Below are 17,762 nucleotides of genomic sequence, written 5' to 3'. Positions count from 1 at the left end.
ACCATGCTCGCCGCCCTGACCGCCTTCCTCATCACCTCCGCCGCCCGCCTGATCACCGGCGCCCGCGCCTTGTGGCTCGGCTGCACCCCGCAGCCGGTACAGCGCCTGTATTACGCCAACCACAGCAGCCATGGTGATTTCGTACTGCTCTGGGCCTCATTGCCCGACCCCTTGCGCAGGCGCACACGCCCCGTGGCAGGCGCCGACTACTGGGCCAAACCCGGTATTCGCGATTTTCTGATTCGCCGGGTCTTCAACGGGGTGCTGATCGACCGGCAACGCAGCGAAGGCCAGGGCAACCCGCTGCAACCGGTGCTCGATGCCGTGGCCCAGGGTGATTCCCTGATCTTCTTCCCCGAAGGCACCCGCAACCTCGGCGACGAACCGCTGATGCCATTCAGAAGCGGCCTCTACCACCTGGCCACAGCCAACCCCGAGGTCGAGCTGGTGCCGGTGTGGATCGCCAACCTCAACCGGGTCATGCCCAAGGGCCGTGCCCTGCCCCTGCCGTTGCTGTGCACGCTGAGCTTCGGCGAACCCATCCACCTGCAGGCCGAAGAAGGCAAGCAGGCCTTTCTCGAGCGGGCCAGCCAGGCCTTGCTGAACCTGGCACCGAAGGACGCCTGACATGGACGACAACACCCTTTCCCTGTTCGCCGGCATCGGCGCCCTGTTGCTGATCGCCAGCCTCATCGGCCGCCTGCTCAAGTGGCGCGCCGGCCCGGCGCCGCACGCGGTGATCGACAACCTCAACGCCCGCATCAACGCCTGGTGGGTAATGGTGCTGGTGATCGGCATCGCCTTCCTGTTCGGCAAGTACGGGGTGATCGTGCTGTTCTACGGGGTGTCGTTCTACGCCCTGCGCGAGTTCATGACCCTCACCCCGACCCGGCGCAGCGACTACCCGGCGCTGGTGGCCGCGTTCTATGTCGCCCTGCCGGTGCAGTACCTGCTGATCGCCATGGACTGGTACGGCCTGTTCAGCATCTTCATCCCGGTCTACCTGTTTCTGCTGCTGCCGATCCTTGCCAGCTTCGGCGGCGATACCACACGCTTTCTCGAACGCGCCTCGAAAGTGCAGTGGGGGCTGATGATCGCGGTGTACTGCCTGTCGTCGGTGCCGGCCCTGCTGACCCTGGACATCCCGGGCTTCGAGGGCCGCAACCTGCTGCTGATCGCCTGGCTGATCCTCGTGGTGCAGATCAGCGATGTGTTGCAGTACGTGTGCGGCAAGCTGTTCGGCAAGCGCAAGGTAGCCCCCAACCTGTCGCCATCGAAGACCGTCGAAGGCCTGGCCGGCGGCGTGGCGCTGGCAACCCTGGTCGGGGCGCTGCTGTGCTGGATCACCCCTTTCAGCTTCTGGCAGGCGGCCCTGATGGCGCTGGCCGTGAATGCCATGGGCTTTTTCGGCGGCCTGGTGATGTCGGCGATCAAGCGCGACCGCGGGGTGAAGGACTGGGGCCACATGATCGAAGGCCACGGCGGCATGCTCGACCGCATGGACTCGGTGTGCTTTGCGGCGCCGGTGTTCTTTCACTTCGTGCGTTATTGGTGGGCTTGATAAGTGATGTTGCTTGGGCTGAGGCGCTGGCCCCTGTGACGGTCGAGGTCAACGCGCTGGCATAGCGCGGTCAGACAGCTGGACGTCGAGCCCAGGCAACTGCGGCCAGGCCAATGGCCCTATGGTGACGCGTCATCCAGCCAGTCACCAGGAGTTGTGCCATGTCCGATTTCATCACCGTCCTGCGCGAAACCTGTCCGACGCCCGTCGTGGACGCCACCCAGTGGAAGCGCATCGGCGGCGATCCGCACACCGTCAACCTCAATGCCTACCTGTCGGCCGACGGCAGCAAGATCATGGGCACCTGGATCTGCACGCCGGGCAAGTTCGAGGTCAACTACGAGAAGTGGGAGTTCTGCCACTTCCTCGAGGGCTACTGCATCATCACCCCGGAAGGTGAAGCGCCGAAGCATTTGAAGGCAGGTGATGTGTTCGTGATCGAACCGGGGATGAAAGGGACCTGGGAAGTGGTCGAGACCGTGCGCAAGTATTTCGTTTTTGCCTGATCCGGGATTTTTGCTGGCATCACGGGCCCTATCGCCGGCAAGCCGGCTCCCACAATAAGGCTGTGCAGTACCTGTGGGAGCCGGCTTGCCGGCGATAGGGCCACTACAGGCAAAAAAAATCGCGGGGCAGGCGCCCTTCCCTCTGGTGCGCAGTTACAGAGGGAAAGCCGCCCGACCCGCGATGAAGTCCCTCGCTCGTCAGTCCTTCTTGCGGTACCCCTCGACGATCGCCGAGAAGTCCTTGCCGCCTTCACCACGCAGGCTCATGGCCTGGTAAAGCTGCTGGGCCACAGCGCCCAGGATCACCGGTTGATGGGCCTGGCGCGCCGCTTCGGTGGCCAGCCCCAGATCTTTCAGCATCAGCTCGGCACCAAAGCCACCGGTATATCCCCGCGATGCCGGCGCCGTCTCGATGATGCCCGGCCACGGGTTGTAGGTGTCGGAACTCCAGCAACGCCCGGTCGAGCTGTTGATGATGCCGGCAAGCACCTTGGTGTCGATGCCCAGTGCATTGCCCAGGGCCATCGCTTCGGACACGCCGATCATCGAGATACCCAGCAGCAGGTTGTTGCAGATCTTGGCGATCTGCCCGGTGCCGACCTCACCGCAGTGCACGATGTTGCGGCCCATCTGCTCCAGCACAGGCTTGAGCGTGGCGAACAGCTCGGTGCTGGCACCGACCATGAAGGTCAGGGTGCCCGCCGCCGCGCCGCCGGTGCCACCGGACACCGGCGCATCGCCCATGTCCACGCCCTTGGCTGCCGCAGCCTTGGACACCTCGCGGGCGGTCTGCGGGTCGATGGTGCTGCAATCCACGGTCGGCGTGCCGGGGCGCACGCCCGCCAGCACACCGTCATCGTTGAGGTAGACACTGCGCACGTGGGCCGCTGCCGGCAGCATGGTAATCACCAGCTCGCTGCTGGCGGCCGCTTCCTTGGGCGAGGCGCTGACCTGCCCACCCAGTTCGGCGAGTTCGGCCAGCACGGTCTTGTTCAGGTCGAACAGGCTCAACTGGTGCCCGGCCTTGATCAAATTGCGGGCCATGGGGGCGCCCATGTTGCCCAGGCCGATGAATGCGATACGCATGGCGAACTCCTTAGCGCAGGCTGATGGTGGTGTTCACACCGTCATTGACGCTGTCGTCATCGAACCAGCGGGCGGTGACGGTCTTGGTCTGAGTGTAGAACTGCACCACCTGCTTGCCGTACGGGCCAAGATCGCCGAGCTTGGAGCCGCGCGAGCCGGTGAAGCTGAAGAACGGTACCGGTACCGGAATCGGAATGTTGATGCCGACCTGGCCGATGTCGATCTCGCTCTGGAACTTGCGCGCCGCCGCGCCGCTCTGGGTGAACAGGCCAGTGCCATTGCCGAACGGGTTGGCGTTGACCAGGGCGATGGCTTCGTCGAGGGTGTCGACTTCCAGGGTCACCAGCACCGGGCCGAAGATTTCCTGGGTGTACACCTGCATGTCGGTCTTGACCCCGGAGAACAGGGTCGGGCCGACGAAGTTGCCCTGCTCGTAGCCTGGCACCTTCACGTCACGACCATCGAGTTCGAGCTTGGCGCCTTCCTGGATGCCGCTTTCGATCAGGCCCAGCACACGCTCCTTGGCCCGCTTGGAGACCACGGGGCCGACATCGGTGCCCGGCTCGCTACCGGCATTGACCTTGAGCTTGCTCGCCGCGTCCTTGATGTCCGGCAGCCATTCACGTGCCTTGCCCACCAGTACCGCCACCGAGGTGGCCATGCAGCGCTGACCGGCCGCCCCGAAGGCGGCACCGACCAGGGCATTGACGGTCTGGGTGCGGTTGGCATCGGGCAGTACCACGGCGTGGTTCTTCGCGCCCATCATCGACTGCACGCGCTTGCCGTGCTGGCTGCCCAGGTTGTAAACGTGGGTGCCGACTTCGGTAGAGCCGACGAACGAAATTGCCTTGATGTCCTTGTGGGTGCAGATCGCGTCCACCACCTGCTTGCCACCGTGCACCACGTTGAGCACACCGGCCGGCACGCCGGCTTCCAGCGCCAGCTCGACCAGCATCATGGTCGACAGCGGGTCCTGCTCGGACGGTTTGAGGACGAAGGTGTTGCCGCAGACGATCGCCATCGGGAACATCCACAGCGGGATCATTGCGGGGAAGTTGAACGGGGTGATGCCGGCACACACGCCGATCGGCTGGCGCAGGGTGTAGGTATCGACGCCGCCGGCAACGTTCTCGGCGAACTCGCCCATCTGCAGCGTGCCGATGGAGGCGGCGTGCTCGACCACTTCCAGGCCGCGGAAGATATCGCCCTCGGCATCGGCGAGGGTCTTGCCCTGCTCGGCGCTGAGGGTCTGGGCGATACGCTTGGTGTGTTCGCGGATCAGCGCCTGCAGCTTGAGCATGATGCGCATGCGGGCGCCGATCGGGGTGTCGCGCCAGCTGGCGAAGGCACGCTGGCCAGCGGCCACGGCGGCATCCACTTCTTCGACGGTGGCGAACGGCACCCGCGCCAGCACCTCTTGGGTGGCCGGGTTGACGATGTCGCGCCACTCGGTGGTCTTCGATTCGACCCACTGGCCATCGATCAGCAGCTTGACCTGCTCGACCTTGGTCTTGTCGGGGGATTGTGGTGCGTTCATCTGCGTTCTCCTTGGAATTTTTGTCGGGACGAGATCGCCAACGCCGTGCAAACGCGAGGTGGCGTCGTGGGGCTTTTTTCGAGTATAGATGTGCAAACATCCAACAAGAACGCACAAAAAAACCGGATCAACATGCAAAAAGACCTGACCTCCCTCAGTGCGCTGAACTGGGACGACCTGAAGTTTTTCCTCGAAGTGGCGCGTACCCGCAAGGCCAGCAGCGCCGCCAAACGCCTGAGCGTCGACTACACCACGGTGTCTCGGCGCATCAGTTCGCTGGAGGGTGCGCTGGGCACGCTGCTGTTCGAGAAATCACGCACCAATGGCTTCGTCCTGACCGCCGAAGGGCAGCGCCTGCTGGGCTATGCCGAATCGATCGAAAGCACGCTGCACATGGCTTGCGAGCAGGTATCGGGGTCTGGCGTGGCGTTGTCGGGGCATGTGCGCATGGGCTGCACCGAGGGCTTCGGCAGCTTCTTCGTCACCCCGCAGCTGAGCCATTTTGTCGACGCCTACCCGGCGATTTCCGTGGATATCCTGCCGCTGCCGCACTTCATCAGCCTGTCCAAGCGTGAGGCGGATATCGTCATCGCCCTGGAGCGGCCGGAGCATGGGCCTTATGTGTGCTGCAAGTTGTGCGACTACCGGCTGCGGCTGTATGCGACCCAGGATTACCTGGACAGCCATGCGCCGATCAGCCAGGTCAGCGAGCTGGTGGGACATCCGTTCATCAGCTATGTGGATGATTTGGCGTTCAGCTCGGAGCTGCTGTACCTGGCCAACCTGATCCCCAATGCCAGTGCGCACCTGCGCAGCACCAGTGTGATCGCGCAGTACACGGCGGCCTTGCAGGGGCGTGGGTTGGCAATCTTGCCGTGTTTCCTGGCGGCGCAGGATTCGCGACTGGTGACGGTGTTGCCGGAGGAGATCGAGGTGACGCGGCAGTTCTGGATGTATTGCCGGGAGGATTTGAGGAAGTTGAAGCGGATTACCTTGTTGTGGGATTACATCCGCGGGGTGACCGAGGCGAATGCGCCGTTGCTGATGGGGGAAACTCGGGAGATGCGGTTTGCTCAGGACTGAAGGGGCTGCTTTGCAGCCCATCGCCGGCAAGCCGGCTCCCACAGAGAACGCGTCAGCTTTTAGGCTCGGTGCAGTACTTGTGGGAGCCGGCTTGCCGGCGATGAATGCCACGCGGATCTCAGTAAGACGCCACCACGATCGACACCCGGCGGTTTTCGGTGCGCCCGGCACTGGTCCGGTTATTCGCCACTGGCTGGGTACTGCCCAACCCACGGGTGTGTATGTTCTGCGCCGGCATGCCGACGCCGATCAATGCCTTGGCCACACTGTCCGCGCGCCGCTCGGATAGCTGCTGGTTGTACGCCGCCTTGCCCGTGGCATCGGCATGGCCATCTACCCGCACGCCCTCGATACCTACCCCCAGCAACGCCTTGCCGATCCGCTCGACGATTGCCTGGCTCTGGCCATTGAGGCTGTCCAGGTCGCTGCCAAACAACACCTTGCCCGACAGGTCGAACGCCCACCCCTCTTCGGTCGGCGCAAAGCCTTCGCGCTTGAGCACGGCGATCTGCTCGGCCGTGAGCCCTTTAGGTGGTGTGCTCTGGCAGCCGGTCAGCGCCAGCAGGGCCAGCAATATCGCGATGAAGGGAAAACGCAAACGATGGATCACGGTTCAGCTCCTGTTCTTGAACTCGGCGGCGGACCGTTCCGTCTGCGCCGCTTGCCACTGGCCACGGCGCTTGCGCTTGGCCTGGTACATCGCCGCGTCAGCGGCATTAAGGAGGCTGGCGGGGTCGCGGCCATCCTCCGGGTAATAGGCGATGCCGACACTCATTGAGGTCGTAAGCGTGCCGCCCTCGTCGAGCTGCATCGGCAGTTGCATGCTGGCGACGATCTTCTCGGCAATGCGCTCGGCGTCCTCGCGGGACTGCAGCGGGGTCAGCAACACCGCGAACTCATCGCCGCCCAGACGAGCGACCAGGTCATGCTCGCGCAGTTGCGCCCGCACACGGTCGGCGACGTTGATCAGCACTTCGTCACCCACGGCGTGGCCGAGGCTGTCATTGATCTGCTTGAAGTGATCGCTGTCGAGGAACAACAGTGCCAGGTGGTCCTGCTGTCGGGCCGCATTGCGCAGGCAGCGGCTGAGGCGGCCTTCGAAAAAGGCCCGGTTGGGCAGGCCGGTGAGGCTGTCATGGCTGGCCTGGTGCGCCAGCGCGGCATTCTCGTTCTGCAGGTGGCCGTGCCAGACTTCCAGTTCGTCGAGCAAGGCGTTGAAGTCGTTGCCCAGTTCATTGAGTTCAGCGATCGGCGCTTCCGGCACGCGGCGGTCGAAACTGCGCTCGCGACGCGCGGCATGGGCGACGCTGGCGAGGCTGCGCAATGGGCGGACAATATCGCCCAGCATGCGCCGTGACAGGTACAGGGCGACGAAGGCACTGAGCAGCGTGCAGAACAGAATGCCGCCAAGGCCGCCAAGCAGGAACAGCAACAGGCTGCGCCCCTGGCCGATCAATTCGATATGCCCAACCTTCTGCTGCTTGTGCAAGATCGGCAGGTTGACCGGTTGGTCCAGCAGCGCAGTCGCTACCTGGGCTTCCAGGCGGGCCAGCATGCCATCGTCGCTGCGCTGCCAGTGCGCCAGCACCTCGCCGTCGCTGTTGAACACCTTGGCGTCCGCCACCTCCTCGGTGCCGGCGATCAGCGCCAGCGCTTCATTGGCGGCGGCACTGTCGTCGAATACCACGGCGGCTTCGACGGTGTAGTTGATGGAGCGGGCGATCAAGTCCACGTTGTGGTTGGCGTAGACGCGCAGGGCCAGCACGCCCAGCAGGGTCAGCGAGATGCCCGCCAGGCCCACGGCCAGCAAGGCCACGGCAAGGTGCCCACGGCCGAGCACAGAGCGCAGTGTCGGGCGCACGCCGGGCTTTTTCCCCGGCTTCATGGCTGCACCGCCCGGCGCCGCGACAATTGCAGCACGCTGGGGTGGATACGCACGCCGGAGCGCGCCACCGAATCGAGATTGACCTCGAAAGCCACTTGCTCGTCGCCGAGCCGCAGGCAGAACAGGCTGCCGACCGTGCACGGGTCGTCGGCTTCGCTGATGCTCAGCACTGGGTGCCCACTGATGACCTCGAACAGGCGATCGCGCTGGCCTGGGTCGAGTTTGCCGATGTAAACGGCATCACAGGCCTGGGCGATCTGCCGATCATCGGCCAGCAGGCGGCGAACCAGCAACGGCTGGCCGGCGTTCTGCACAGTGCTTTTGATCAAGTCGTCGGCGTATTCGGTGGGGCCGACCAGGCATAGGCGCAAGGGCGCCGGCTCGGTTGGCCAGCGCGCGTAGCTGAGGATTCCCAAGACCACTTGGGTCACGGCCTTCGACCGCTCTTGGGCCTGCTGGGAGGGGGGCGACGCCTGTGCATGGGCAGGGCCTGCCAATAGCGACAGGGCGGCCAGCACGAGAGAAAGCGCACCGCCTGTCAACCGCTCCCTGGCCCCTGTCATGTGAGAATTCTCTCAAAACGCTATGTGAACTCGGCGCAACGATAGCACAACGCTGGCCTTCTGTAGGCGCGGAGCCTTGTGTCGTGCTTGATGGCCCTATCGCCGGCAAGCCGGCTCCCACAGTTACACCGCTGAACCCGACCTGTGGGAGCCGGCTTGCCGGCGATGGGGTCAGACCTGCTCGAGCATGAGGCCGGAAATACGCCGGACCTTGCGTAACACGGCCTCTTCGAAAATGCCTTGGCGCGGTTCGATCAGGCTGAAGCAGTGCTTGGCGCGGGTGATGCCGGTATACACCAGCTCTTTGGTCAGCACCGGGTTGAGCGCATCCGGTAGCACCAGCGCGGTATGGCTGAACTCCGAGCCCTGCGACTTGTGCACGGTCATGGCGAACACCGTTTCCACTTCGTTGAGCCGGCTGGGCAGGACGAAGCGCACACCGCCGCTGCCGTCATTGCGCGGGAAGGCCACGCGCAGCAGCGGCTCGCCGTGCTCGTCGGGCAAGCGCAGGGCGATGCCGATATCGCCGTTCATCAGCCCCAGGCCATAGTCGTTGCGCGTGACCAGCACCGGGCGCCCTTCGTACCAGGGCTGCTGGCTGTCGATCAGCCCGGCATTGTGCAGCACTCGCGCTACCCGCTCGTTGAGCCCTTCCACACCCCAGGCGCCCTTGCGCACCGCGCAGAGCAGCTGGAAGTCCTCGAAACTGTGCAGCACCTTGGCCGCCCATTGCTCCCAGCGCGGGTCGTCGAAGGCCGTGCCGGGTGCTGGGCGCAAGCGACCGATCGCCCGCAGGTAGCTGCGATAGCCCTGTGGCCCTTCGGCGCCGCGGTTCAGGCCATCGAGCAGCAGGCGGTCGAAGGCACGGTCTTGCTCGCCGCGCAGGGCCAGCCCGAACACGTCGCTCGGCGGCAGGCTCAGCAAGTCACGCGCCGCCTGCCCTTGTTGACGGTTGACCAGGCGCGCCAACTGGCCAATGCCGCTGCCTTCGCCAAAGCGCCGGGAGAAGCGCAGCATCACCACCTGTTGGGCCAACGGGTGACGCTGGTCGTCGCCCGGCTTGAGGCCGCTGCCGGCCAACGACTGGCCGCCAATCTGCTCCAGCCAGGCTTGAGTCGCGGGCGAATAGCGGCCGTCCTCGGCATCGCGGCACAGGTCGCCCAGCACCGCACCCGCCTCGACCGATGCCAGCTGGTCCTTGTCGCCCAGCAGCACCAGGCGGGCCTTTGGCGGCAAGGCATCGAGCAGGTTGGCCATCATCTCGAGGTCGATCATCGACGCTTCGTCGACCACCAGCACGTCCAGTGGCAACGGGTTGCCGGCATGGTGGCGGAAATGCCGCGATCCCGGCCGGCTGCCGAGCAGACGATGCACGGTGCTGACATCGGTAGGGATCTGCCCGCGCACCTCGGCACTCACCTGCAAGCGCTCGACCTGCTGGCCGATGGATTCGGTGAGGCGCGCCGCCGCCTTGCCGGTGGGCGCGGCCAGGCGAATACGCAGAGGCCTGCCCTGCTCCACCGCCGGTGCCTGCAACAAGGCCAGCAAACGGACCACGGTGGTGGTCTTGCCGGTGCCGGGGCCGCCAGTGATGATGCTGAAGCCGGCGCGGGTGGCCAGGGCACAGGCCAGTTTCTGCCAGTCGACCTGGCCCGCCAGGGCACCTGCGTCGAACAACTGCGCCAGGCGCGCGGGCAAATCTGCCGGGGCCGCCTCATGCAGGCTCAGGCGCTGGCGCAGGGTGGCATCGATGCGCCGTTCATAGCTCCAGTAGCGGCGCAGGTACAGGCGTTCGCCGCTGAGTACCAGCGGCCGCGCCTGCTGCCCGGGGGTATCGCCGGCAGCCACCAGCGGGCTGGCAGCAATGCGTTGCAGCCAGGTGCCCAGGTCGAGGTTGGCCAGCAGCTGTGAAGGCAGCAGCAATGGGCCCGTCAGGGCATCGCCCTCAGGTGGCAGCGACAGGGCGAAATCCGGCTCTGCGAGGGTTTGCTGCAAGTCGAGGCAGACATGCCCGTGGCCAAGCTGATGGCTGGCCAAGGCGGCCGCCAGCAGCAGCAGTGGGTCGCTGCCAGGGGCTCGCTCTTCGAGGAAGGACACGAATGCCCGGTCCAGCGCGCGCAACCAGCCACGCTCCACCCAGCGGTCGAGCAGCTGCAACAGATCGCCGCTGACATGTTGCGGCTGCAGCCCCAGCAACTGTTCGGCGTGCAGGGGCGTTGGCAAGAGATCGTCGAGGGTTCGGCTCATGGCGCGACTCCGGCAAACAGGTCTTGTTGCTGCGGCTGATGGACGCCACGGAACAGTGCGTCGAGCGCTTCGATCAGCTCGCGCGGTGGCTTGGCGAAGTACACGCCATGGCCACTGCTGCTGGCGCCGCGCAGGAAGATGAACAGGGCACCGCCGACATGGCGGTCGTAATCGTAGTCGGGCAGCCGTGCGCGCAACTGGCGATGCAGGGCCAGCAGGTACAACACGTACTGCAGGTCGTAGCGGTGTTCGAGAATCGCTTTTTCCATGGCCGTCGCGTCATAGGCCAGGGTGTCCGGGCCCAGCCAGTTGGACTTGTAGTCGGCCACGTAGTAGCGCCCGTCCAGTTCGAAAGCCAGGTCGATGAAGCCCTTGAACATGCCATTGAGCAGCGTCGGCTGGGCCGCAGGGCGCGCCACCCCGGAGTGGGTGTGACGGGCCACCAGACGGTCGAGTTGCTCGGCATCGACCTGATGGCTGGCGAACCAGAATTCCATTTCGATCTGGTAGTGCTGCAACCGGGCGAGCGTGAGGCTGGCATCGCGGGCCGGCAGGGGCTCATTGAGCATCTGCAGCATCCAGTGGCTGAGGGTTGAAATCCAGCCGGTCCAGTCGCGGCGGTTGCAACGCTGGCCGACGGTACGTTCGATCAGCTTGGGGTTGGCGGCGACCTCGGCAAAGCCTTCGCGACCCGCCCATTCGAGCAGGCCATGGAGGAAGGTGCCCGGGTTCGGGCCGCGCGGGAAGCGATGGATGTCGCCGCCCTCTGCCGGTACTTCACGCACCAGCTGGGCATCGACTACCTCATCGTCGAGCAGCTGCTGAGCTTGGGAGCTGTCGGCGCCGAGGGTCTGTTCACCGACCCGCAAGGCGCTGTAGGAGGCGATCCACCAGTGTTCGGATGCCGCACGCCGAGGCTTGCGTGCAGGTAGCAGCTCGTGCTCGGCATGGGGCGGTTGATAACACTGTTCGTCAGCCTCCGGCAGGCCTGGGCAGGCAATCTGCGGGCAACTGGACAGCAGGCCCTGCAGCCAATCCGACAGCTGCGACGAGCCCACCAGCGGCAGTCCGCCACCGAGCAGGTAGCCAAGGGCCGAACGGTGCAACTGCGAGGTCTTCTGGGTGCCGCGCTTGAGGTCGGCGACACCCAGCCAGCAGGCGTGCTGGGCACGTGTGAGGGCAACGTAGAGCAGGCGCAGGTCTTCGGCCAGGCGCTCGTCGTCGGCCAGGGCAATCTGCTCCTGGTCAGGGGTCAGGGTGAGCTGCACGTTGCCCTGGCTGTCGTGCCAGGCCAGCGGCAGGCGGCTACCGTCTACCGGTTTGCTGGTGCAGATGAACGGCAGGTAGACCAGCGGATATTCCAGGCCCTTGGACTTGTGGATCGTCACCACCTTGACCAGTTGCTCGTCGCTCTCCAGGCGCAGTATCTGCTCCTCACCGGCCTGCCCGGCGTTGGCCAGGTGCTCGGCCAGGTGGCGAATCAGTGCCTGTTCGCCGTCCAGCTCGCCGGCCGCCTGCTGCAGCAGCTCGGCCAGGTGCAACAGGTTGGTGAGCACCCGTTCGCCGTCGCTGCGCGCGATCAGGGTGCGCGGCAGGTGGAAGTCGTGCAGGAGGTGGCGCAGCATCGGCAACACGCCCTGGCGCTGCCAGGTGTCACGGTATCGGCGAAAACGCATGACCCAGCCTTCCCAGACCCGCTCGTCCTGGTTCAGCTGGTCCAGCTCGGTCAGCGACAGGTCCAGGGTCAGGCTGGCCAGGGCGGCCTTGAGCAAGCGCTCGGAATCGGGTTCGGCACAGGCTTTGAGCCAGGCCAGCAGGTCATGGGCTTCCTGGGCGGCGAATACCGAGTCCTTGTCGGAGAGGTAGACGCTGCGCACATCGCGGGCAGCCAGTTCGGCACGCACCAGCTGCGCTTCGAAGCCATCGCGCACGAGAATGGCGATGTCCGAGGGCAGGCAGGGCCGTTGTTCGCCTTGCTCATTGCTAAAACCGCTGACGCCGCGTTGCCCGCCATTCAGAAGGGCAACGATGTGGCTGGCGCAGCTTGCCGCCATTTGCTGGCGATACAGCGTGCTGGAGACAGGCTCGTCGCTTTCCAGTTGCCAGCATTGCAAGGCCGCGCAGGGGTGACCGTCGATCAGCAGCGTTTCGCTGCGGCCCTTGGCCCGTACCTCGACGAATGGCAGCGGGTTGTCGCCGTCCTCGCGGAACAGGAAGGCGCCTCGCCCTTGTTCACGCCCTTCAGCCTGCAGGAACACCTGATTGACCGCCGCCACCATTGCCTGACTGGAGCGGTAGTTGGTATCCAGACTGCGCAGGCGGCCAGCGGTGGCCCGCCGGGCCGACAGGTAGGTATAGATGTCGGCGCCACGGAAGGCATAGATCGCCTGCTTGGGGTCGCCGATCATGAACAGGCCGGTTTCCGCGCGGTTCTCGCCGATGCGGTAGATGCTCTCGAAAATACCGTACTGGACCGGGTCGGTGTCCTGGAACTCGTCGATCAGCGCGACCGGGAACTGCTCGCGAATCAGCCCGGCCAGGCGTTCGCCCGCCTCGCTGGCCAGGGCATGCTGCAGGCGGAGCAACATATCGTCGAAGCCCATTTCGGCTCGACGGCGTTTTTCCACTTCGAAGCGTGCGGACACCCAGGCGGCAGCGTGTTCGAGCAAGCGTGCATCCGGGCTGGCCAGGGCCTGCAACTGTTTCGGCAATGCCTGCATGGCCAGCAGGGCCGGATGTTCAGGTGGGTCGCCGACTTTCCAGGCTTCGGCCAGGCCGGTTGGGGTCAGGCGGGTGAAACCGGTGCCCAGGTCGAGGTCTACTTCCTGCTCATCGCCGGCCCAGGTACGCAACTTGTCGACCCACGGCTCGAAGAAGCGAGCCTGCAGCTTGCGCCCGTCCGCTTGCTTGGCCGCCACGGCATCGCGGCAGATTTGCTGCAACTCATCGGCCCACTGCATCCACGGCGCCTTGAGCTGGCGCAGCTGATCGACCCGTTGTTGCAGCGCGGCATCGATCAGGGCTTGAGGCTCCTGCTCGTCCTGATGCAGGCGCACGCGGCCAAACAACGGGCGGATGCGTGGCAACAGCGCATCCGGGCTGCCCCAGTGGTTGCGCACCCAGCTCAGGGCCTCGCCGTGCATGCCGTAGCAGAAGCGCCGCCAGTAATCGCGCATGACCTGGCCGAGCAGGTCGCTGTGGTCGGTTTCCAGGCTCTGGGTGAACAGGCTGCCACTGTCGAACGCGTGCTCGCGGAGCATGCGCTGGCACCAACCATGGATGGTCGACACGGCCGCTTCGTCCATCCACTGCACGGCAATTTCCAGGCGGCTGGCACAACGTGGCCAGTGTTCTTCGGCGTAGTCGTCTCGCAACTGGTGGAGCAGTGGATCGGCTGCCTGCAGTTCACCCCGGAAAAATCTCGCCGCCTCGGCCAGTCGGGCGCGAATACGCTCGCGCAGCTCCTTGGTGGCGGCGTCGGTGAAGGTCACCACGAGGATCTGCGGCGGCAGCAGTTCGCGGCCAAAGCCTTGCTCGCCCCCATGGCCAAGGATCAGGCGCAGGTACAGCGCAGAAATGGTGAAGGTCTTGCCGGTACCGGCACTGGCTTCGATCAGTTGGCTGCCGTGCAGGGGAAAACTCAATGCCAGGGGACGGGCCTGGGTCATGCGCCACTCTCCGGGTTGCCCAGTGTTTGCCAGGCTGCGCTGAATAACGGGCGGTACAGGGTTTCGCACCAGCCTTCGAAGGTTTCGTCGGCGCTGAGCGCGCTGAAGTCACGGAACTGCCGGGCCAGGGCCAGGCTTTCGCTGCGCTCGCCGAAACTGTTGCGACCGTCGCCCTCGTAGGCTCGCATGGCAGCGGCGAGGGCTTTGTCGGGGTCATCCTGGGCCAACCAGGCGAACGCCGTCTTGGCTGCGACCGGTAGCGGCGCATTCATCGCGGCCTGGCGCGACACCAGCAAGTGGCCAAGCAGTTCGGCAGCCTGGGCCTGTGGCAGCGGGTCGAGCAACAGGGTGACGTCACTGGCCAGCAGCGCGCTGTGCAGCGGATACCCAGCGGCGCAAGCCGCCAGGTGCATGACCCAGCTGGTGATCAGGCGATGCCACTTGAGGGTGCGACCGGCACTGATGGTGTTGGGCACCGTGGTGATGCTCAGCAGGCTCTGGTTGTCGGCCTGGTAGACCCGGCCAAGCCAGCCCTCCAGCCGGTGGCTGCCCTGCTGAAAATGAATCGGCAGCGCGCCTTCGACCACGTTGGGCCAGCGTTGCAACAGCTGACGGTGACGTTGCACCAGGTCAGGCAGTGGCTGGATCAGCTCTGCTTGCAGAATCTCGCCGAACCCGGCCAGGGGCAGCACACCGCAGGCCTGCAGCCGGCGCGCCTGTGCCTGCAAGGCGCGTTCGGCCTGTTCAGGTTCAGCCATGGCTGCGCCCAGCAGGCTTTCGCTGGCGCTGTAGCGCTGCAGCGCGTCGAGCACGAACGGCTCTTCGTCCGGCGTGGGCGCTTCCAGAGCCTCGAAGAACACTTTCAGCCGCTGGCTGAAGAAATGCCGCACGGGATGGCGCAGAAAATCCTGCAACTGCGTCAGGGTCAGGGCTTCATCGCTGGCATAAGGGGGCAGGCCTGGTTCAGGCAACGCAGCCTCATCGGCCTGCCGGTGCAGCAGCTGCCATTCATGGGCATAGCTGAACAGCGCGCTACCTTTCTGGAAATAGCGTGGGCTGAAGGGTTGCAGCGGGTGCTCTTGAGTCAAGGCATGCAACAACTGCTCGCCCGCTTGCAGGTCGTCGCCGACACCGGCCAGACGCCAACCGGCGGCCAGATGATCGCGCAGTTGGCCAATCAGTACCGATGCCGGACGCTCGCTGTTGTCGCGTATGCTACGGCCGACCCAGCTGATGTAGAGCTGATCACGTGCCGAAAGCAGCGCTTCGAGCAGTAGGTAACGGTCATCTTCACGGCGCGAGCGATCGCCCGGTCGGTAGTCGCTGGCCATCAGGTCGAAGTCCAGCGGCTGCTGCGCGCGCGGATAGTCGCCATCGTTCATGCCCAGCAGGCAGACCACACGGAAGGGGATCGCGCGCATGGGCATGAGGGTGCAGAAGTTGACCGAGCCTGCGAGAAAACGCTGGGACAGCTTGCCCTGGTCCAACCCGGAGAGCCAGGCCTCGCGCACGACAGTGAGGGGTAGCAGGTCTTGCAGGCCGACGCCTTCGCAGACTTCCAGCCAGCCATCGCGCAGCTCCTGCAATTGCATCAACAGAAACTCGTCGTGCTCACCCTCGGCCAGGAAGAATACCTGCAGCAAAGCGTGCAGGCGCTCGCCCCATTGCGCCGCTGTCGCGGGCTGGGACAGTACCTGATAGGCCACATCGAGGGCATCGAGCAACGCCACCAGCGGGCCGATGAGTGCGGCATCCAGACCGCCGATCTCGTCATATGGCTCGATACCATCGCAGCCCTCGCCCACACCCACCGCATAGCCAAGCAGCATGCGGCGCAGACCGAAGCGCCAACTGTTCTGTTCCAGGCCCTCGGGCAGGCCAAGGGTCGCACGCTGCTCGGCATTCAGGCCCCAGCGGATACCCGCGCCTTCGATCCAGCGGTGCAGCGTTGGCAGGTCGCTTTCGCGGATACCGAAGCGGGCACGCAGGGCCGGCACATCGAGCAGGTCGAGCACTTCGCTCACCGCGAAGCGGCTGTCGGGCAGCTTGAGCAGGTGCTCGAGGGCAATCAGCAAGGGATCGCGGCCGCGCTGGCCCTGGTCGGTCAAGGTGAAGGGGATGTAACGTGGGTCGCTGCGCTGCAACTGGCCAAATACGGCGCGGATATGGGGGGCATAAGTGTCGATCGCCGGCAACATGACGATGACATCACGCGGACGCAACGTCGGGTCGGCACTGAAGCGGGCGAGCAGTTGATCGTGCAAGATCTCCACTTCCCGTTGCGGGCTGTGGGCAACGTGGAAGCGTACCGATCGGTCCTTGTTCAGATCGACTTCAGGCCACAGCTGGCGGGTCTCTGCGAGGGGGCGCAGTTCGAGGATATCGTCTTGCAGCTGGTTGAGCAGCGTGGTCGGCTGCCCCTCGCTGAACAAGTCGATGCGCCCTTCGCTGAATGCACCTTGGTAGCTGCCTGGATCGTCGTAGCTGTCGAGCAGGTTGATGTAGTCGCGGCCCTGTTTGCCCCAGGCGGCCAGCAAGGGATGGGCATGCTGGTGCAAGGACTCGTCATCCAGCTGCAGTGGCATGCCTTGTTTGCGTTGCTGGCGCTTGTACTGGTGACGGAGCAAGTCCTTGTCCGCAACGATGTCGGCCCAGTGATGGCGGCAAGGGTTGTGCACGCACAACAACACCTGGCTGAAGCGGGCAAGGCCGGCCAGCGCTTCCAGTGCCTGGGCTGGCAAGGAGGAGATGCCGAACACGATCACGCGCGAAGGGAGGCCGGCAGGGGGTTGCTCCAGGCTGTTGATACGCTCGATGAAGCGTTGGTGCACGCCTGCTCGGCTCTGGGCCATGCCCTGCTCGCCAACATCCTCCAGCAACGCTCGCCACAACTCGGCCTGCCAGCGATTGCCGGGAGCCAAGGGTTTTCGTTCGCCACGGGCCGTGTTGAGCACGTGGTTGCCGGCTGCCCAGTCCTTGAGCCAGTCGGCCCGGTAGACCTGATACTGGTCGAACAGGTCAGCCAGGCGCTCTGCCAGCTGGTAGCGTTTGCGCAGGTCGCCGTCGTCGGTGAGAAAGCGCCGCAATGGCTCGAAATGGGGGCGTTCGATCAGTTCCGGGAGCAAACGCATGAGGCGCCAAGTCAGGGGCGCCTTGTCCAGCAGCGAGACCTCGGGGATTTCATCGCGGCCCAGCACCTTTCTGTACAGCTGCCACATGAAGCTACCCGGCAGCTGCACATCGATGGCAGCGGCGATACCGCATCCCCCAAGGTCATCTTCCTGTGGGTCCTCGGCCAAGGCCAGCTTGAGCCATTGGGCAATGCCGTTGCTCTGTACCAGCGCAATTTCGTTTTCCAATGGCGCCAGCGGGTAACGGCGCATCCAGTTCACAACCAGGCTGCGCAGGTCGTCCAGGCGGTTGCCGTGGACAATCATGAAGCCAGGATGGAGTGAAGTGGAGTTGGCCATTCAAGGTCCTCTGCAGGCTGTTTCGAAATGATGGGAAACGATATCACGGCTGACAAACAGCCAGAAAAGACAAAACCCCTACCTGCTCGCGCAGATAGGGGTTTTGCGAAATGAATCTTGACGATGACCTACTCTCACATGGGGAAACCCCACACT

General features: G+C 64.8%; 12 protein-coding genes. 4 read left to right on the top strand and 8 right to left on the bottom strand.

What is annotated here, in order from left to right; all coding sequences use genetic code 11:
- Nucleotides 1-3: 3 nt before the first annotated feature.
- From ACIPZB_RS12465 to ACIPZB_RS12455, 3 genes are all read left to right on the top strand, one after another.
- Nucleotides 4-627, top strand: a complete 624-nt coding sequence (locus ACIPZB_RS12465; RefSeq protein ID WP_400640437.1) for a lysophospholipid acyltransferase family protein — start codon at nt 4-6, stop codon at nt 625-627.
- Nucleotide 628: 1 nt separating this feature from the next.
- Nucleotides 629-1,561, top strand: coding sequence for a phosphatidate cytidylyltransferase (locus tag ACIPZB_RS12460; protein ID WP_400640436.1), 933 nt, complete (start codon nt 629-631; stop codon nt 1,559-1,561).
- Between the two features lie 161 nt (nt 1,562-1,722).
- The gene (locus tag ACIPZB_RS12455) at nt 1,723-2,067 is read left to right on the top strand and encodes a cupin domain-containing protein (RefSeq protein WP_400640435.1); all 345 of its coding nucleotides are present in this window, start codon (nt 1,723-1,725) and stop codon (nt 2,065-2,067) included.
- 198 nt (nt 2,068-2,265) lie between these two features.
- Here the strand turns inward: ACIPZB_RS12455 and mmsB are convergent, their stop codons facing one another.
- Both mmsB and ACIPZB_RS12445 read right to left on the bottom strand, forming a co-directional pair.
- Nucleotides 2,266-3,153, bottom strand: coding sequence for a 3-hydroxyisobutyrate dehydrogenase (gene mmsB / locus ACIPZB_RS12450; RefSeq protein WP_400640434.1), 888 nt, complete (start codon nt 3,151-3,153; stop codon nt 2,266-2,268).
- A 10-nt stretch (nt 3,154-3,163) separates the two neighbouring features.
- Complete coding sequence (locus ACIPZB_RS12445; RefSeq protein WP_400640433.1) at nt 3,164-4,690, bottom strand: CoA-acylating methylmalonate-semialdehyde dehydrogenase; 1,527 nt, start codon at nt 4,688-4,690, stop codon at nt 3,164-3,166.
- Between the two features lie 132 nt (nt 4,691-4,822).
- Here ACIPZB_RS12445 and ACIPZB_RS12440 point away from each other — a divergent pair, with 132 nt between their 5' ends.
- Complete coding sequence (locus ACIPZB_RS12440) at nt 4,823-5,773, top strand: LysR family transcriptional regulator (protein WP_400640432.1); 951 nt, start codon at nt 4,823-4,825, stop codon at nt 5,771-5,773.
- Nucleotides 5,774-5,891: 118 nt separating this feature from the next.
- On the opposite strand, the gene ACIPZB_RS12435 is transcribed toward ACIPZB_RS12440, so the two are convergent.
- The 6 genes from ACIPZB_RS12435 to recC all read right to left on the bottom strand — a co-directional run bounded on the left by ACIPZB_RS12435 (nt 5,892) and on the right by recC (nt 17,606).
- The gene (locus ACIPZB_RS12435) at nt 5,892-6,383 is read right to left on the bottom strand and encodes an OmpA family protein (protein ID WP_400640431.1); all 492 of its coding nucleotides are present in this window, start codon (nt 6,381-6,383) and stop codon (nt 5,892-5,894) included.
- 3 nt (nt 6,384-6,386) lie between these two features.
- On the bottom strand, nt 6,387-7,658 hold the full coding sequence (locus tag ACIPZB_RS12430; protein WP_400640430.1) for a diguanylate cyclase domain-containing protein: 1,272 nt from the start codon (nt 7,656-7,658) through the stop codon (nt 6,387-6,389).
- Nucleotides 7,655-8,221, bottom strand: a complete 567-nt coding sequence (locus ACIPZB_RS12425; RefSeq protein WP_400640429.1) for a YfiR family protein — start codon at nt 8,219-8,221, stop codon at nt 7,655-7,657. Before ACIPZB_RS12425 ends, ACIPZB_RS12430 begins: the two co-directional genes overlap by 4 nt.
- 171 nt (nt 8,222-8,392) lie before the next feature.
- Nucleotides 8,393-10,468 (bottom strand): exodeoxyribonuclease V subunit alpha, encoded by a 2,076-nt coding sequence (gene recD, locus ACIPZB_RS12420; RefSeq protein ID WP_400640428.1) that lies wholly within the window; start codon nt 10,466-10,468, stop codon nt 8,393-8,395.
- Nucleotides 10,465-14,136, bottom strand: coding sequence for an exodeoxyribonuclease V subunit beta (gene recB, locus ACIPZB_RS12415; protein ID WP_400640427.1), 3,672 nt, complete (start codon nt 14,134-14,136; stop codon nt 10,465-10,467). Before recB ends, recD begins: the two co-directional genes overlap by 4 nt.
- Nucleotides 14,133-17,606 carry an exodeoxyribonuclease V subunit gamma gene (gene recC, locus ACIPZB_RS12410; RefSeq protein ID WP_400640426.1) on the bottom strand — a complete coding sequence of 1,158 codons (3,474 nt, stop codon included), beginning with the start codon at nt 17,604-17,606 and terminating at the stop codon, nt 14,133-14,135. Before recC ends, recB begins: the two co-directional genes overlap by 4 nt.
- Between the last annotated feature and the right edge of the window lie 156 nt (nt 17,607-17,762).

It is taken from the genome of Pseudomonas sp. NPDC089396 (assembly GCF_044749545.1).
In the GTDB taxonomy this organism is placed as follows: domain Bacteria; phylum Pseudomonadota; class Gammaproteobacteria; order Pseudomonadales; family Pseudomonadaceae; genus Aquipseudomonas.
Note: the sequence above shows the minus strand (reverse complement) of the source record. Positions and strands in the feature narration are given on the sequence as shown.

Bases quoted from the DNA above. Each gene is read 5' to 3' on its own strand.
- ACIPZB_RS12465 (WP_400640437.1), top strand. From the start codon at position 4: ATGCTCGCCGCCCTGACCGCCTTCCTCATCACCTCCGCCGCCCGCCTG.
- ACIPZB_RS12460 (WP_400640436.1), top strand. From the start codon at position 629: ATGGACGACAACACCCTTTCCCTGTTCGCCGGCATCGGCGCCCTGTTG.
- ACIPZB_RS12455 (WP_400640435.1), top strand. From the start codon at position 1,723: ATGTCCGATTTCATCACCGTCCTGCGCGAAACCTGTCCGACGCCCGTC.
- mmsB (WP_400640434.1), bottom strand. From the start codon at position 3,153: ATGCGTATCGCATTCATCGGCCTGGGCAACATGGGCGCCCCCATGGCC.
- ACIPZB_RS12445 (WP_400640433.1), bottom strand. From the start codon at position 4,690: ATGAACGCACCACAATCCCCCGACAAGACCAAGGTCGAGCAGGTCAAG.
- ACIPZB_RS12440 (WP_400640432.1), top strand. From the start codon at position 4,823: ATGCAAAAAGACCTGACCTCCCTCAGTGCGCTGAACTGGGACGACCTG.
- ACIPZB_RS12430 (WP_400640430.1), bottom strand. From the start codon at position 7,658: ATGAAGCCGGGGAAAAAGCCCGGCGTGCGCCCGACACTGCGCTCTGTG.
- ACIPZB_RS12425 (WP_400640429.1), bottom strand. From the start codon at position 8,221: ATGACAGGGGCCAGGGAGCGGTTGACAGGCGGTGCGCTTTCTCTCGTG.
- recD (WP_400640428.1), bottom strand. From the start codon at position 10,468: ATGAGCCGAACCCTCGACGATCTCTTGCCAACGCCCCTGCACGCCGAA.
- recB (WP_400640427.1), bottom strand. From the start codon at position 14,136: ATGACCCAGGCCCGTCCCCTGGCATTGAGTTTTCCCCTGCACGGCAGC.
- recC (WP_400640426.1), bottom strand. From the start codon at position 17,606: ATGGCCAACTCCACTTCACTCCATCCTGGCTTCATGATTGTCCACGGC.